General features: G+C 40.2%; 13 protein-coding genes. 1 reads left to right on the forward strand and 12 read right to left on the reverse strand.

Going from position 1 to position 16,098, the window contains the following annotated elements:
• Positions 1-243 precede the first annotated feature (243 nt).
• The 6 genes from rpmE to AC4BHP_RS13745 form a co-directional block, all read right to left on the reverse strand.
• Positions 244-462 carry a 50S ribosomal protein L31 gene (gene rpmE / locus AC4BHP_RS13720; RefSeq protein WP_066109340.1) on the reverse strand — a complete coding sequence of 73 codons (219 nt, stop codon included), beginning with the start codon at positions 460-462 and terminating at the stop codon, positions 244-246.
• A gap of 123 nt (positions 463-585) precedes the next feature.
• Positions 586-1,869 carry a transcription termination factor Rho gene (gene rho, locus AC4BHP_RS13725; protein ID WP_066109343.1) on the reverse strand — a complete coding sequence of 428 codons (1,284 nt, stop codon included), beginning with the start codon at positions 1,867-1,869 and terminating at the stop codon, positions 586-588.
• Positions 1,870-2,255: 386 nt separating this feature from the next.
• Positions 2,256-3,542 (reverse strand): UDP-N-acetylglucosamine 1-carboxyvinyltransferase, encoded by a 1,287-nt coding sequence (gene murA / locus AC4BHP_RS13730; RefSeq protein ID WP_066109346.1) that lies wholly within the window; start codon positions 3,540-3,542, stop codon positions 2,256-2,258.
• A 142-nt stretch (positions 3,543-3,684) separates the two neighbouring features.
• Positions 3,685-4,335, reverse strand: a complete 651-nt coding sequence (fsa, locus tag AC4BHP_RS13735; protein ID WP_066109349.1) for a fructose-6-phosphate aldolase — start codon at positions 4,333-4,335, stop codon at positions 3,685-3,687.
• A gap of 162 nt (positions 4,336-4,497) precedes the next feature.
• Complete coding sequence (locus tag AC4BHP_RS13740) at positions 4,498-5,355, reverse strand: class II fructose-bisphosphate aldolase (RefSeq protein ID WP_066109352.1); 858 nt, start codon at positions 5,353-5,355, stop codon at positions 4,498-4,500.
• Positions 5,356-5,520: 165 nt separating this feature from the next.
• The gene (locus tag AC4BHP_RS13745; protein ID WP_066109355.1) at positions 5,521-5,898 is read right to left on the reverse strand and encodes a response regulator; all 378 of its coding nucleotides are present in this window, start codon (positions 5,896-5,898) and stop codon (positions 5,521-5,523) included.
• A gap of 215 nt (positions 5,899-6,113) precedes the next feature.
• On the opposite strand from AC4BHP_RS13745, the gene AC4BHP_RS13750 reads away from it, so the two are divergent.
• Complete coding sequence (locus tag AC4BHP_RS13750; RefSeq protein WP_066109358.1) at positions 6,114-6,659, forward strand: DUF2529 family protein; 546 nt, start codon at positions 6,114-6,116, stop codon at positions 6,657-6,659.
• A gap of 341 nt (positions 6,660-7,000) precedes the next feature.
• Here AC4BHP_RS13750 and pyrG read toward each other — a convergent pair whose 3' ends face one another.
• The 6 genes from pyrG to AC4BHP_RS13780 form a co-directional block, all read right to left on the reverse strand.
• Positions 7,001-8,599, reverse strand: a complete 1,599-nt coding sequence (pyrG, locus tag AC4BHP_RS13755) for a CTP synthase (protein ID WP_066109361.1) — start codon at positions 8,597-8,599, stop codon at positions 7,001-7,003.
• A gap of 222 nt (positions 8,600-8,821) precedes the next feature.
• The gene (gene rpoE, locus AC4BHP_RS13760) at positions 8,822-9,397 is read right to left on the reverse strand and encodes a DNA-directed RNA polymerase subunit delta (protein ID WP_066109364.1); all 576 of its coding nucleotides are present in this window, start codon (positions 9,395-9,397) and stop codon (positions 8,822-8,824) included.
• Between the two features lie 398 nt (positions 9,398-9,795).
• On the reverse strand, positions 9,796-13,053 hold the full coding sequence (icmF, locus tag AC4BHP_RS13765) for a fused isobutyryl-CoA mutase/GTPase IcmF (protein ID WP_490552838.1): 3,258 nt from the start codon (positions 13,051-13,053) through the stop codon (positions 9,796-9,798).
• Positions 13,054-13,073: 20 nt separating this feature from the next.
• Positions 13,074-13,706 (reverse strand): TetR/AcrR family transcriptional regulator, encoded by a 633-nt coding sequence (locus AC4BHP_RS13770; protein WP_066109370.1) that lies wholly within the window; start codon positions 13,704-13,706, stop codon positions 13,074-13,076.
• 90 nt (positions 13,707-13,796) lie between these two features.
• On the reverse strand, positions 13,797-14,939 hold the full coding sequence (locus AC4BHP_RS13775) for an acyl-CoA dehydrogenase (protein ID WP_139892074.1): 1,143 nt from the start codon (positions 14,937-14,939) through the stop codon (positions 13,797-13,799).
• Between the two features lie 20 nt (positions 14,940-14,959).
• Positions 14,960-16,096, reverse strand: a complete 1,137-nt coding sequence (locus AC4BHP_RS13780; RefSeq protein ID WP_140461895.1) for an acyl-CoA dehydrogenase — start codon at positions 16,094-16,096, stop codon at positions 14,960-14,962.
• Positions 16,097-16,098: the final 2 nt, after the last annotated feature.

The raw sequence follows: 16,098 nt of genomic DNA on the forward strand, positions 1-16,098 counted from the left end.
GATTTTGCTTGTAACATTCCTGCATTTACTATACCAATAGATAATTATACATCATAAACTGCTCAAGAAAAGATTTTTTATCATTTGTTAATAGAGACCTTTGTTGTTAAAAAATTGATATAACTCCTCTAAAAACATACAAACACAGACCAACATGTTTTTCTCAGTACATTAGCCTGTGTCTGCCTTAAAGCAAAAAAACAGGCAAGCGGCTTACCCGCTGCCTGTTTCCGAAAATCAAAATTATTGTTCTTGTTGTTGGGATTTGAAACCATACTTCTTGTTGAAACGCTCAACACGTCCATCAGCAGAAGCAAACTTTTGACGTCCAGTGTAGAATGGGTGGCATTCATTGCAAACCTCTACGCGCACCTCTTCTTTAACAGAGCCAGTTACAAATTCATTACCACAAGCACATTTAACAGTTGCTGTTTTGTAATTAGGGTGAATTCCTGTTTTCATCTTTTCCACTCCTTCCGCCCTGAGTCTTTCGAAACAGAGTTATCAAGCGTGCTCTTTTTAGTATAAGCACACTCAAGATATTATAACAGACGTGTTATTTTAAATCAACAGCTACTGCTACTATTACAAGATTCTTTTCGATCCGCCCGTTGACTTTTTCATCTCGTCATCGAGGTATTGAAAGAATTCTTGGTTGGTTTTAGTTTGTTTAAGTTTTCGTAACAGACGCTCAGCAAAATCAGGCATATCTGACATCGTTTTGCGAATAGCCCATAATTTTTCCAAATGGTCTTTCGGAATAATAAGCTCCTCTTTCCTTGTCCCAGATCGGCGAATATCAATAGCAGGGAATATTCTTCTTTCTGCTAGTGAGCGATCCAGGTGAAGCTCCATATTACCCGTTCCTTTAAATTCTTCGTAAATAACGTCATCCATTCTTGAACCTGTATCCACAAGAGCTGTTGCTAAAATGGTTAAGCTACCGCCTTCTTCAATATTACGTGCAGCTCCAAAGAAACGCTTCGGACGGTGAAATGCCGCCGGGTCAATCCCACCTGACAATGTTCTGCCGCTTGGAGGGATTACTAGGTTATAAGCACGTGCCAATCTTGTTATACTATCCATTAAAATAATAACATCTCGTTTATGCTCAACCAGACGCATAGCACGCTCTAATACAAGCTCTGCTACTTTGATATGGTTTTCAGGAACCTCATCAAATGTTGAGCTCACTACATCTGCCTGTACAGATCGCTCGATATCTGTTACTTCCTCAGGACGCTCGTCAATTAAAAGGACGATTAATTCCGCATCCGGGTGATTCGTTGTAATGGCATTGGCAATTTCTTTAAGAAGCATCGTTTTACCAGCCTTTGGAGGTGCGACAATCAATCCACGTTGCCCAAAACCAACAGGTGCTACGATATCCATTACACGTGTAGATACATTGCGGGGAGTTGTTTCAAGTACAACCTGACGATCAGGATACAGCGGAGTTAATGCAGGGAAATGCACCCTCTCCTTAGCTGATTCAGGATTATCCCCATTCACTGCTTCAACATGCAATAATCCATAATACCGTTCATTTTCTTTTGGAGGACGTACCTTACCGGATACTTTATCACCGTTTCTTAGATCAAATCGGCGAATCTGAGATGCCGAAATATAGATATCCTCTGAACTTGGTGAGTAATTGATCGGTCTTAGGAATCCAAACCCTTCAGATGGAATGATTTCTAAAACACCTTCCATGAATAGGTACCCATCTCGCTCCGCCTGAGCTTTTAAGATGGCAAAGATCAATTCTTTCTTTGTCAGCTTACTATAATAGGACACTTTATACTTTTTAGCTTGTTCATAAAGCTCTTTTAGCTTTAAATTCTCTAAATCGGAAATTGTTAATTCCATTATGACACCACACTTCAGTAAATTAATTAGATTGATTTTAGTGATTTGTTTATTACTACATGGATAGGGTTATCAAGAAGAAAATATTTAGGAAGGTAAAAGGATGAGTTGCGGTTTAAATCCACGTAAACCATTTGTTGCTTTCATTAGCAATTATATTCTATTCTATTTTTTTCTCAAAAACAAATCCATTTTACTCGCTTTTGATTCAGACTTCAACTATTAACATCACATAGAGGTTTTTAAAACTATTGCAACATTCTCAATATATCACAATTTCATAATTTTTATAATAAAGTCCTCCAGATTTTCACCTGGAGGAACTACTATTTTTATCTAAATTACGTTTTCATAACCAAATTTGGTTTCTTATTTAGATTGTTACATTAAGAATTCTTAAGCTGCTCAATCTCTCTCGGCGATAATTGTTCTCTCCATATGGTCGCTCCCAGTCCTGAAAGCTTGTCCACTATAAAGCTGTATCCCCGATCGATATGCTCGACACCGGTTATTTCGGTAACTCCCTCTGCTAATAGACCAGCAATAATTAAAGCAGCTCCGGCGCGCAAATCACTTGCCTTCACTTTTGCTCCATTAAGCTGAACAGGTCCATTAATAATTGCAGAACGGCCTTCTACCTTAATATCGGCGTTCATCCTGCTTAATTCATCTATATGTTTAAATCGAGATCCATATATGGTATCCGTAACAACGGAAGATCCAGTAGCCTTCGTCAATAATGCTGTTAAGGGCTGCTGTAAATCCGTAGGGAAACCAGGATATACAAGGGTTTTTATATCTACTGCTTTTAATTTTTCAGCCTTCGGTATATAAATCTGGTCGTCCCGCTCTTCAATATCAATTCCCATTTCTCTTAGCTTTGCAATCAGGGATTCAAGATGCTGCGGTATTACATTATCAATCAATATACCTTCTCCAACTGCTGCGGCAACAATCATATAGGTTCCTGCCTCGATACGGTCAGGAATAATGGTATGTCTGCAACCATGAAGTTTTTCGACACCCTCGATACGAATGACATCCGTACCTGCACCTTTGATACGGGCTCCCATATTCGTTAACAATGTTGCAACATCGATAATTTCCGGCTCTTTCGCAGCATTTTCAATAATGGTTTTGCCTTTAGCTAATACAGCTGCGAGCATGATATTAATCGTTGCTCCTACGCTGACAACATCCAGGTAGATTCGGGCTCCACGTAATTCTTCAGCACGCAAATAGATTGCCCCCTGCTCATTTGTTACCTGAGCACCGAGAGCTTCAAATCCTTTGATATGCTGATCAATTGGGCGAGGTCCCAAATAGCATCCCCCCGGCAAGCCAATAACTGCTTTCTTAAATTTACCGAGCATCGCTCCCATTAAATAATAGGAGGCACGTAATTGTTTGACCCTTCCGTTTGGAAGAGGCATTGATATCATCTTACTCGGATCAACAGTCATTTCAGTTGAGTCAAGTGTTACCTGACCGCCGATTTCTTCAAGTAATCCTTTAAGCATTTCTACGTCAGAGATATTTGGAAGCCCCTCAATTGTTACAGATGAGTCAGCAAGAATAGTTGCTGGTATTAAAGCAACTGCACTATTCTTTGCACCACTTATGCGAACTTCCCCTTTTAGCGGATACCCACCCGCTATTTTAAGCTTTTCCATAATAACTCCCTTCTGCGCCCTTGATGTGATTTTATCCGTCCGGCGAGAATAAGGTAAATATTACCACAAAAATCACCTGAATTAAAGCTAGTCTGTCAAATTATTTCACAAGCTCGGATCATTCATACATATTTTACCACGATTATTTTTCTGTTCTTGTTTCCCAATCCTTAAGGAATGCTTCAATTCCTTTGTCTGTTAGCGGATGCTTACAAATTTGAAGAATTACGTTATAAGGAACCGTTGCAATATGTGCGCCGCGAAGTGCTGCTTGCGTCACATGCTGTGGATGACGGATACTTGCTGCAATAATCTCTGAATCGATATCATGGATTGCAAAGATTTCTGCAATTTCAGCTATTAAATCAAGTCCATTTTGTCCAATATCATCTAATCTTCCGATAAAAGGAGAAACATATGTTGCACCTGCTCTAGCAGCTAATAAAGCCTGATTGGCATTAAAAATTAAAGTTACGTTTGTTTTGATTCCTGCTTCAGTCAATGCATGAACTGCTTTTAATCCGTCTGGAGTCATTGGTACTTTTACTGTGATGTTCGGAGCAATCTCAGCTAATTCTTTACCCTCACGAATCATACCTTCCGCATCCAGTGCAATAACCTCTGCACTTACAGAACCAGGTACCAACGCTGTTATTTCACGCAGACGATCATGGAAAGAAACATCTTTTTCCTTCGCAACTAATGATGGGTTCGTTGTTACACCTGCCAAAATACCAAGTGCATGGGCCTCTTTAATTTCATTTAAGTTTGCTGTATCTATAAAAAACTTCATTTAAATTCCTCCTTGAATGAATTTCTATGTCTTTTATATTGTGTCATTGTTCTCCATTTTGAGCAAATAATTTCACCTTTAAAAACGTATGATTTAACCAAAATTATGTATAGTAAAAAAGAGGATCCCATGATGAGTGGCATCCTCTCGTAAAGATATCTTTTATGCTTTGTTATTAGAACCGAATTCACGAATTTTACCGATAACCGTTTCTTTAATTGCTTCACGAGCTGGTCCAAGGTATTTACGTGGATCGTATACTTCTTTGTCCGCAGCCAATACTTCACGTACCGCTTTAGCAGAAGTGATTTGGTTTTCAGTATTTACATTAATTTTAGCTGTTCCAAGAGAAATAGCTTTTTGGATATCGTGTAAAGGAATACCGGATCCACCGTGAAGTACTAATGGCATACCAGTTTCTTTTCCGATTTCTTCCATCTCTTTGAAACCTAATTTCGGTTCACCTTTGTAAGGTCCGTGAACAGAGCCTAACGCTGGAGCAAGACAGTCGATATTTGTACGTTTTACAAGATCTTTACACTCTTCAACGTCAGCATAGATAACGCCATCAGCTACTACGTCATCTTCTTGTCCGCCAACTGTTCCAAGTTCTGCTTCAACAGAAACACCATTTGCATGAGCATATTCAACCACTTTAGAAGTAATTTCAATATTCTCTTCGTATGGGTGATGAGAAGCATCAATCATAACGGAAGTGAATCCTGCATCAACAGCTTCTTTACATTTTTCAAAGCTGGAACCGTGGTCTAAGTGAATAGCAACTGGAACTGTTGTCTTGTATTCTTCCATTAAGGCTTTTGTCATTGCTACACACACTTTAAAACCGCCCATGTAACGAGCTGCCCCTTCAGAAACCCCTAAGATTACTGGAGATTTTTCTTCCTCAGCAGCTTGAAGAATAGCTTGGGTATACTCTAGATTATTGATATTAAATTGTCCAACTGCATATCCTTCTTCTTTTGCTTTGTTCAGCATTTCAGTCATTGATACTAAAGGCATTTTTCTTCCTCCTTGTTAATAATAAGCTCGAGCCAAACGGCTTCCCTTATCATTTTCCCTAATGGATCGATATGTATTCCCCCTTCTGCAAAAAGCGTCAGAGGGAAGTTATCTCTAGCATATCAACTTGTCCTCAAACTATCAACAAGTGTGCAAAATGTACATTTAACTGTCAATTTTAGCAACCGGTAAATGATCCTTTACCGCTTTCCTAATATCATCAATATCAAATGGTTTTGCAAAATGAGTCAAGGCTCCCAGGTTCATCGCTTCCTGAATCATATCTAATTCTCCATACGCTGTCATAATTAATACACGAATGCCCTGATCTTCTTCTTTCATTCTTTTTAAAATCTCAATTCCGTCCATACCGGGAATTTTCATATCCAGCAACACTAAATCTGGTGATTCACTTTTCTGGAGCGCCAATGCCTGCTCTCCATTTGCCGCCAGAAATGTTTGATATCCTTCCTGCTGCAGTACTTCATTCAGCAAAATACGGATGCCAAATTGATCATCAACAATTAAAATTTTTTCATTCATTTTACACAGCTCCTTCTTTCCGTTAGCCTGTATAAATAAGACACTTAAATCTATAAGTTCTACTAATAGGTAAATAATACCTTTATTCAAACGAAATTGTCTTTCGACAATTTACGTTCAAGCATTTATACTTTGACAGGAACTTATCATTTTAATGCTGTAAAAACAGTAAAAATGAAAGCATCTATTACTATTAAAATCAGGAGTTGACCCAAATGCTGAAAATATATTTAACTCAATTAACTGGTATTTATAAAAAAATTGAACAAGATGAACAGGAAAATATGGAGGACGCAGCGAGATTATTAGCTCAGGCTTTAGTCAGCCATGGTATTGTTTATCTTCATGGTTTTAAAGAAATGGATGGGATTATCAGCCAGGCAATCGATGGACCTGAACCGATCAAAGGCGTGAAGCGATTGTATAACGGCCAATATATGGCTCAAATCGAGCAACGAGACCGCGCCATCATTTTTGCACGAACTGCAACCGAACCGGAAGCAGTTGCTTTAGCTGAATCCTTAAACGGACAGCGTATCCCTTTTGTTGCCGTTTCCCTGGCTCCTGCTGCAGATGATATCAATACGCCGAACCTTGCCAATCTGGCAGATATCCATATTGATTTAAAAGCAACACGAGGTCTTATTCCAAATGAGGATGGAACAAGAAGCGGGATTCCCACCCTTGCAGCCGCCCTCTTCGTTTATCAGGGAATCACTCTGTCAATCGATGAAATCATTAAGGAATATGAAGAAGAATAATTATCCTGCTTGGCCAAAAAATAACTTTACATTACGTAAGCGCATACCAGCAAGTTTCTTGTCTGTTTTTGTTTGATAAAAGTTTTCTGATAATGATTTCGTTTACTATATAAAGTTGTAAGTTTGGACGATTGAGGTTAGTTGAAATTTTATAATTTCAACTAATTGAATAGCCTTTTCAGATGAGCGTTTTCCAATTTATTGAACCTTTATAGGACGAATTGTATATTTAATCGCCCTTATGAGTACAAATATCACTTTTGAGTAAAAAATCACTCGAAAATAAAAAAGGTGTACAGAGCTATCAGTAGTAACTGATTTTCTGTACACCTTTATTTTTATTATTTTTCGCCTAGTGATGCATGAATGAATTCACGGAACAATGGCTGCGGACGCTGTGGTCTTGATTTGAATTCTGGATGGAATTGAGAAGCAATGAACCAAGGATGATCCTTCAATTCAATAATTTCTACCAGACGTCCATCCGGGCTGGTACCTGAGAAGATAAAGCCTTGTTTCTCCATATCTTCGCGGTAATGGTTGTTGAACTCATAACGATGGCGGTGGCGCTCATATACCACTTCATCTTGATAAGCTTCAAATGTTTTCGTTCCAGGAACAATTTTACATGGATATAAACCAAGTCTAAGCGTCCCGCCAAGGTCCTCGATATCAATTTGTTCAGGAAGTAAGTCAATGATTGGGTTTGTCGTTTCCGGATTAAGCTCAGAAGAATGAGCATCTTTTAACCCAAGAACGTTACGTGCAAATTCAATGGATGCTAACTGCATACCAAGACAGATTCCAAAGAACGGCTTTTTGTTAGTGCGGGCATATTCGGTTGCCAGGATTTTTCCTTCAACACCACGGTCTCCAAATCCGCCCGGCACCAAAATACCATCCACATCATCAAGCATTTCATTTACATTCTCTTTATTTACATGCTCTGCGTTAATCCATTTAATCTTCACATCTGCATCAAATGCATAGCCGGCATGTTTTAATGCTTCTACTACAGAAATATAGGCATCTTGAAGCTCTACATATTTTCCAACAAGACCGATTTTCACTTCTTTGGTCAGATTCGTTACTTTATGTAGCAACTCTTTCCATTCTGTCATATCTGCATCGTTTGTTTGCAATTTCAAATGGTTACAAACAATTTCGTCCATTCCTTGTGCCTGAAGATCCAATGGAATGGAATATAAAGTTTCTGCATCACGGCACTCGATGACAGAATTTTTATCAATGTCACAGAACAGAGCAAGTTTGTCTTTCATATCCTGAGAGATTGGTAATTCTGTACGCACGACGATAATATTTGGCTGAATACCTAAGCTGCGCAATTCTTTAACACTGTGCTGTGTAGGCTTTGTTTTCATTTCACCAGCAGCTTTAAGGTAAGGAATCAATGTACAGTGAATGTATAGAACGTTATCGCTGCCAATATCACTCTTAATTTGACGAATCGCTTCCAGGAATGGCAAGGATTCAATATCCCCTACTGTTCCGCCAATTTCGGTAATAACGACATCCGCATTTGTATCATGGCCAGCTTTCAAAATCCGCTCTTTAATCTCATTCGTAATATGCGGGATTACTTGCACCGTTCCGCCTAAATAGTCTCCGCGGCGCTCTTTCTTTAACACGTGAGAGTAAACTTTACCTGTTGTTACATTGGAAAGCTTAGATAAATTGATATCAATAAAACGCTCATAATGGCCTAAGTCTAAATCTGTTTCTGCACCATCATCTGTTACGAAAACTTCACCATGTTGATAAGGACTCATCGTTCCCGGGTCCACATTGATGTATGGGTCAAATTTTTGGATTGTCACTTTCAAGCCTCTGTTTTTCAATAAGCGGCCAAGTGAAGCAGCTGTAATCCCTTTTCCTAAAGAAGATACAACTCCGCCTGTAACAAAAATATATTTTGTCATCTATAAAAACCTCCTAAAAGATCGTATTGATTTCATTTGGTAAGCACAAATCTATTAATAGTGATTAGTTTTTGTTTTTTCATCGGGCCTATCCCCTAAAAAAAATAAAAAAGCCCCCTTGCAAGCAAGGGAGCTTAAAATCGCTTAATAGTGTTTCCTTTATTTTAAAGGAGCCCAATGAATATTCTACAAAGATTGACACTTTAAGTCAAGGTTAAAGGATTAGCGATTGTCGTCCTCTTCTTCTTCGTCAATCACAAGATCTTCTTCCTCTTCTTCTTCGTCGTCAAGATCATAATCATCCTCAACGATAACTTCGTCCTCGATTAGATCCTCATCATCATCATCCTCATCATCATCGATGTCATCGATATCGTCGAAATCATCAATTAAAGAATCATCCTCATCATCGTCGTCATCGAAGTCATCAAGATCATCAAAATCAAGAACTTCATCCTCATCATCAAAGTCATCAACGAGTGCTTTTTTGCCTTTTTTCTTCTTCTTCACTTTAGAAGCTGGAACTGTTTCTTCTTCAACTTGTTCAACAGGGTACCATCCTTTTAGTCCCCAGCGATTGTCTCCAATACTGATAAAACGGCCGTCTACATTTAGATCTGTATAGAATTGGCCCATTTTTGCACTAACTTCTTCATCTGTCAAACCAAGTAATTTTTGGATTTTATCCATCATTACCTTAAAATCTATTGCTTCTTTCTTTTCTATAAGTAACACGTTCGCAATTTCAATGTAAGCCATTTCACTTACTTCTTCCTTAGACAGGTTGGCTAGTTTCATTGTTCGCACTTCCTTTCTATCAAATCAACATGAATGCCCAATTATGCATATCCCATTATAACCAAACGATTCATCTTTTTGCCACTTTATTTTATCCGTTCTATCCTTTTTCCTCTTGCGGCTTTATAAGAATATAAATAAAAAGCCATCACAAGGACTTAAAGGGGCACTGATCGGTCTTTGTTCAACCCGTTTCCAGTATCCTCTCGTTTCTCCATTATAACCTGCTTTTATGTATCTTATAATAAAAAGCTTCTACTTTTTTATCCTACCATACAACCAGCTATTAATGTTCAATCCCATACACAAATATTGAGCAAATGATCAATCCTTTGAATGTCATCCTAAAAAATCAGAGTACAGACATTAATTAGTCTGTACTCTGGTAGCACAGAAACTTACATATTTCTGCGATATTGCCCTCCAACTTCATATAATGCATGGGTGATTTGGCCAAGACTGGCTGTTTTAACAGTTTCCATCAGCTGTTCAAATATGTTCTCTCCATTAATGGCAGCCTCTTTGAGTTGAGTTAGAGCATTTTCTGCAGCCATTCCATGAATCTCCTTAAATTTATCTAGATTAGCAATTTGTAAATCCTTTTCAGCCTTTGTGGCACGGGCCAATTCCATATTGTTTACTTCATCTTCACTCGGCGGATTAGGATTTAAATAGGTGTTCACACCAATAATCGGAAGCTCACCCGAATGCTTTTTCATTTCATAAACAAGAGATTCATCCTGAATTTTGCCACGTTGATACTGCATTTCCATTGCTCCAAGGACTCCACCTCTGTCGTTGATTCGTTCAAATTCGCGGAGAACCGCTTCTTCTACTAAATCCGTTAATTCCTCAACAATGAAGGAACCCTGAAGAGAATTTTCATTCTTCATCCAGCCAAATTCTTTCGTAACAATCATCTGAATGGCCATGGCCCTTCGTACGGATTCCTCCGTTGGTGTAGTGATTGCTTCGTCATAGGCATTGGTATGCAGGGAGTTACAATTATCCTGCAAAGCAAGCAAAGCCTGCAGAGTCGTACGGATATCATTAAAATCAATTTCCTGAGCATGCAGGGAACGTCCCGAGGTTTGGATATGATATTTCAGCTTTTGGCTTCGTTCATTCGCACCGTATTTATCTCTCATAACAATTGCCCATATTCGCCTTGCCACACGTCCGAGAACAGTATATTCTGGGTCCAGTCCATTTGAGAAAAAGAACGAGAGATTCGGTGCAAACGAATCAATGTCCATACCTCGGCTTAAATAATATTCTACATACGTAAAGCCATTCGACAGTGTAAATGCTAATTGTGAAATGGGATTTGCTCCTGCCTCAGCGATGTGATAACCGGATATGGAGACAGAATAATAATTTCTCACCCGATTTTTTACGAAGTACTCCTGGATATCGCCCATCAGTTTTAATGCGAACTCAGTAGAAAAGATACATGTATTCTGTCCCTGATCTTCCTTTAAAATATCTGCCTGAACGGTTCCTCTGACAATCTCCAGGGTCTCTTTTTTTACAGTTTCCTTTTCCTCAGAAGTAAGAGTTCTTTTAAGCTCTGCTTGCTTTTTCTCTATTTGTTGATCAATGGCGGTATTCATAAACATAGCAAGAATGATGGGAGCAGGGCCATTGATTGTCATAGAAACGGAAGTACTTGGTGAACATAAATCAAACCCATCATAGAGTTTTTTCATATCCTCAAGGGTACAGACACTTACACCGCTTTCCCCAACCTTCCCATAAATATCTGGGCGTATATGCGGATCCTCGCCATATAGTGTGACCGAATCAAAAGCCGTGCTCAGCCGTTTGGCCGTATCATCCTTTGATAAATAATGAAAACGGCGGTTCGTTCTCTCCGGTGATCCTTCTCCGGCAAATTGCCGCTTCGGATCCTCTTCCTGTCTTTTAAACGGAAACACACCTGCAGTGAACGGAAATTTCCCGGGAACATTCTCTTTCTGTACCCAGCGCAGGATTTCTCCATAATCCTGAAACTTAGGTAAAGCTACTTTCGGTATGGTCAGACCACTTAATGTACTAGTCCTCAATTCTGTCTTAATTTCCTTATTTCGTACTTTCGTAATCAGTTCTGTTTTTGAATATAATTCCTTCTGATTATTCCAGCCATCAAGAATGGCTTTTGACTCATTGGTTAGATTTTGCCTGTATCCCTTTTGAAGCTCGCTCAGCGGCTCTGTTCCATCCGCTGAATATCCCTCTTCCTCTAACGCCAATATGGTACCTTCTATTTGAAATAATCGCCTGGCAATCTGTTGTTGCTCAAGTGAGGCGGTATGATATTGCTTTACTGTTTCAGCGATTTCCCGTAAGTAATATTGACGGTCGGGAGGGATGATGACATTTTGCTTTTCTGAACGCATAGATGTATTAAAACGGCTTTTGTATTCCTGACCTGTTTTCTTCTCAATGACTTCAAGCAACGCAGCAAAAAGTGCGTTTGTACCCACATCATTAAACTGGCTCGCAATCGTTCCGTACACCGGCATTTCAGCCAGATCCTTATCAAATAGATTGCGGCTGCGCTGGTATTGTTTTTGAACCTGGCGCAATGCATCCTCTGATCCTTTTCTTTCAAATTTATTAATAACAATTAAATCAGCAAAATCAATCATATCTATTTTCTCAAGCTGTGAAGGGGCTCCAAACTCACTTGTCATGACATACATGGATATATCACATACTTCCGTTATTGCCGCATCTCCCTGGCCAATTCCGCTTGTTTCAATAATTACAGCATCAAATCCGGCTGCTTTTACGACAGCTATTGCATCTTTTATCGAATTGGAAAGCTCAGAGTGTGAGTTCCGCGTCGCCAAGCTCCTCATATACACACGCGGATGAAAAATGGCATTCATTCGTATTCTGTCTCCAAGCAACGCTCCGCCTGTTTTTTGCTTCGTTGGGTCAATCGAAAGAATTGCTATGTTTTGTTCAGGGATTTCATTAATGAATCGCCTTATTAATTCATCTGTAAGCGAGCTCTTTCCCGCTCCCCCAGTACCGGTTATCCCAATTACCGGAATATGGTTAACCTGTTTATCATCTATTTTTTGCAGTTCATCTGACAAAGCAACGGCTTCCTGCCCAGCCAGCAAGCGATTTTCCACCATCGTAATCGCGCGTGCTACAGTTAATGGGGCCGATACGGATAGATTCCCCTCATTCAACTCTTCAAGCGGGGGCAGTGGATAATCACATTCACGTATTAGCAATTCCATCATGCCCTCAAGGCCCATTTCTCTTCCATCATCCGGTGAAAAAATCTTTGCAATCCCATATTCATGCAGCTCTTTAATCTCCCTTGGTATGATGACTCCTCCGCCGCCCCCATAAATACGAATATGGCCGGCTCCTCTTTCCTTGAGCAAATCGTACATATACTTAAAAAATTCTACGTGACCACCCTGATAGGAAGAAACAGCAATCCCCTGAACATCCTCCTGAATAGCTGCATTAACAATTTCCTCAACAGAACGATTATGACCGAGGTGAATCACCTCCGCTCCTTTTGCCTGAAGAATTCTTCTCATAATATTGACACTGACATCGTGCCCATCAAATAAACTCGAAGCCGTCACAAAACGAATAGGGTGTTTCGGTTTATATCCTTTATTCATCTTTTTTCATTCCCCTTTGCTTATCTGTTTTCCCCATTGGCTAAACCGCTTAAAAGAAGATGCGATTGCATTTCAATATATTGATCGATTGTATAGCTTTTTCTAAGTCCCCATCTCCTGAATGCCCACATTTGTCCATGAACAATAATGTTATGTGCAAGCAGGTGAATTTGTATCGGGCTTAAATCAATTTCCTCATGCTGTACACATGTCTGAATAAGTTCCTCAAACATTTTCGTCATTTCATTTTCTTTATTTAATACATATGGCAATGCTGCCCTGCTCAATGATTTTGCTTCCTGGTACATCACCAATACTTCATCCTGCATTTCATCACAAATTTTAAAATAATAGGCGATACCTAAGCGCAGCCCGGCAAATGTTCCCTCGCTTTCTTCAAGCGCCTTTTGAAGCCGGTCCTTCACCTCATCGTAAATATTGTCACAAACGAGATATAAAATATCATCCTTTGATCTGATATATTCATAGAGCGTTCCAATACTGAATCCTGCTGCCTTTGCTATTTCCCTTGTTGTTGTTCGGTGGTAGCCCTTCTCTATGAATAAAGAGACCGCCCCTTTAATCATCTCGTCCCGGCGTTTTTTCACAAGCCTCTCATCCTTTACCGAGGCATGGACTACGATTCTCTTCACCCTTTCACCCACCTACCTACAAGTATTTCTTTTAAAAATCAATTCTCCCCGGATAAAGATAGCCGGGAAGAACCCTATAAAAATTTGAAATTAGTTTTTGGTGAGCATTCTTGAGATAACAAGTCTTTGGATTTCCTGTGTTCCTTCATAAATCTGTGTTATTTTCGCATCGCGCATATAGCGCTCAACCGGATAATCCTTTGTATATCCATACCCGCCAAATACCTGTACCGCTTCTGTTGTGACCTTCATTGCTGTATCGCCGGCAAATAATTTGGACATAGCCGACTCTTTTCCATATGGAAGTCCCTCGGATTCCAGCCAAGCAGCCTGATAGGTTAAAAGTCTTGAAGCCTCTATACTGGTTGCCATATCTGCAAGCTTAAAGCCAACTCCCTGCTGGGCAGAAATTGGTTTGCCGAACTGAACTCGCTCCCTCGCATAATCCACTGCAGCGTCGAGCGCTCCCTGAGCGATTCCAACAGCCTGCGCAGCAATGCCATTTCTTCCTCCATCAAGGGTCATCATGGCGATTTTAAATCCTTCTCCCTCTGTACCTAATAGGTTCTCCTTCGGTACTTTACACTCTTCAAAAATAATCTCTGTTGTTGGAGATGAACGAATCCCGAGTTTCTTTTCCTTTTTTCCAACACTAAAGCCAGGGAAATCTTTCTCCACAATGAATGCGCTTGTACCTTTATGTTTAGAGGACGGATCTGTCAATGCAAAGACCACATATGTATCCGCCACGCCCCCATTTGTAATGAATATTTTAGAGCCATTTAAAACATAATGATCTTCTTCCAGACGGGCAGTTGTTTTCATAGCTCCCGAATCCGAGCCCGATCCCGGCTCCGTCAGCCCATACGCTCCAATTTTCTCTCCCTGCGCCATAGGTCTTAAATATTTTTGCTTTTGTTCTTCATTGCCAAATTTATAAATTGGCCAGCCAGCCAATGATGTATGAGCAGATAGCGTAACACCTGTTGAAGCACAGACACGCGAAAGTTCTTCAATGGCAATGCAATAGGCTACATAATCACTGCCGATTCCACCATACTCCTCTGGCCAAGGAATACCTGTAAGCCCGAGCTCCGCCATTTTGTTAAAGATTTCCCTGTCAAAACGCTCTTCCTCATCCCGTTCGGCCGCAGTCGGTGCGACTTCATTCCGGGCAAAGTCCCTAACCATTTTGCGAATCATTTCATGTTCCTCTGATAATTTAAAATTCATTCCTATTTCCCCCTGTTCTATTAGCCCATCAAATGCTTACTGATTACTATTCGTTGGATTTCGCTTGTACCTTCGTATATTTCTGTCACCTTTGCATCCCTGAAATAACGTTCTACTGGGTATTCCTCGGTATAGCCATAGCCTCCAAAAACCTGGATTGCTTCGGTCGCCACTTCAACTGCCGTACGCGAGGCAAACAGCTTTGCCATGGATGCCTCCTTTGTACAAGGCTGATTCGAACTTTTTAAAGCAGCTGCCTGATAAACCAGTAATTTTGAAGCCTCAACCATTGTCCCCATATCGGCGAGCTTAAAGCCTATTCCCTGCTGAGCAGAGATTGGTTTCCCAAATTGGCTGCGATTCTTTGCATATTGGACAGCATGCTGAAAAGCCCCTTCCGCTATTCCAAGTGCCTGTGCTGCAATCCCAATCCGCCCTGTATTCAGGTTATTCAGCGCGATGGACATTCCCTGTCCTTCTTCCCCTAGCAGATTCTCGGCCGGTACTCTCATATCCTCAAAAATGAGCTGAACTGTTCTTGATCCATGCAAGCCCATTTTATTTTCATCCTTGCCGATGATAAGTCCGGGCGTGTCTTTGTCTACAATAAAAGCGCTGATTCCCTTATTTCTCTTAGAAGGATCCGTAGAGGCAAAAACAATATAGACATCTGCCTCACCGCCATTCGTGATAAATATTTTTGAACCATTGACGATATACTCCCCATTTTTTCTTACAGCTCTTGATTTCAGGGAGCCTGCATCTGATCCGGCACTTGGTTCAGTTAGACAGAAAGCACCCAGATATTCGCCACTTGCAAGCTTCGGTATATACGCCTTTTTTTGTTCTTCATTACCAAAATTCAAAATCGGGTAGGTTCCAACAGATGTATGGACGGATAAAATCACGCCGACTGTCGGACTTATTTTCGATATTTCATGTATCGCTGTAATGTAGGAGATATAATCCATTCCGGCCCCGCCATATGACTCCGGTATCGGAATCCCCATCAGTCCAAGCTCCGCCATTTTGGATACAATCTCCCTCGGAAACAATCCAGCTTCCATCTTTGGTACAAATGGCTCGATTTCCTTGACGGCAAATTCACGAACCATTTTTCTCATCATTTGCTGCTCATCCGTAAACGTGAATTCCATTG

The sequence above is a fragment of the Pradoshia sp. Z4_20 genome, assembly GCF_058216035.1.

What these genes read in the sequence shown, in the direction of transcription:
- rpmE (WP_066109340.1), bottom strand. Translation starts at nt 462, where the DNA reads ATGAAAACAGGAATTCACCCTAATTACAAAACAGCAACTGTTAAATGT.
- rho (WP_066109343.1), bottom strand. Translation starts at nt 1,869, where the DNA reads ATGGAATTAACAATTTCCGATTTAGAGAATTTAAAGCTAAAAGAGCTT.
- murA (WP_066109346.1), bottom strand. Translation starts at nt 3,542, where the DNA reads ATGGAAAAGCTTAAAATAGCGGGTGGGTATCCGCTAAAAGGGGAAGTT.
- fsa (WP_066109349.1), bottom strand. Translation starts at nt 4,335, where the DNA reads ATGAAGTTTTTTATAGATACAGCAAACTTAAATGAAATTAAAGAGGCC.
- AC4BHP_RS13740 (WP_066109352.1), bottom strand. Translation starts at nt 5,355, where the DNA reads ATGCCTTTAGTATCAATGACTGAAATGCTGAACAAAGCAAAAGAAGAA.
- AC4BHP_RS13745 (WP_066109355.1), bottom strand. Translation starts at nt 5,898, where the DNA reads ATGAATGAAAAAATTTTAATTGTTGATGATCAATTTGGCATCCGTATT.
- AC4BHP_RS13750 (WP_066109358.1), top strand. Translation starts at nt 6,114, where the DNA reads ATGCTGAAAATATATTTAACTCAATTAACTGGTATTTATAAAAAAATT.
- pyrG (WP_066109361.1), bottom strand. Translation starts at nt 8,599, where the DNA reads ATGACAAAATATATTTTTGTTACAGGCGGAGTTGTATCTTCTTTAGGA.
- rpoE (WP_066109364.1), bottom strand. Translation starts at nt 9,397, where the DNA reads ATGAAACTAGCCAACCTGTCTAAGGAAGAAGTAAGTGAAATGGCTTAC.
- icmF (WP_490552838.1), bottom strand. Translation starts at nt 13,053, where the DNA reads ATGAATAAAGGATATAAACCGAAACACCCTATTCGTTTTGTGACGGCT.
- AC4BHP_RS13775 (WP_139892074.1), bottom strand. Translation starts at nt 14,939, where the DNA reads ATGAATTTTAAATTATCAGAGGAACATGAAATGATTCGCAAAATGGTT.
- AC4BHP_RS13780 (WP_140461895.1), bottom strand. Translation starts at nt 16,096, where the DNA reads ATGGAATTCACGTTTACGGATGAGCAGCAAATGATGAGAAAAATGGTT.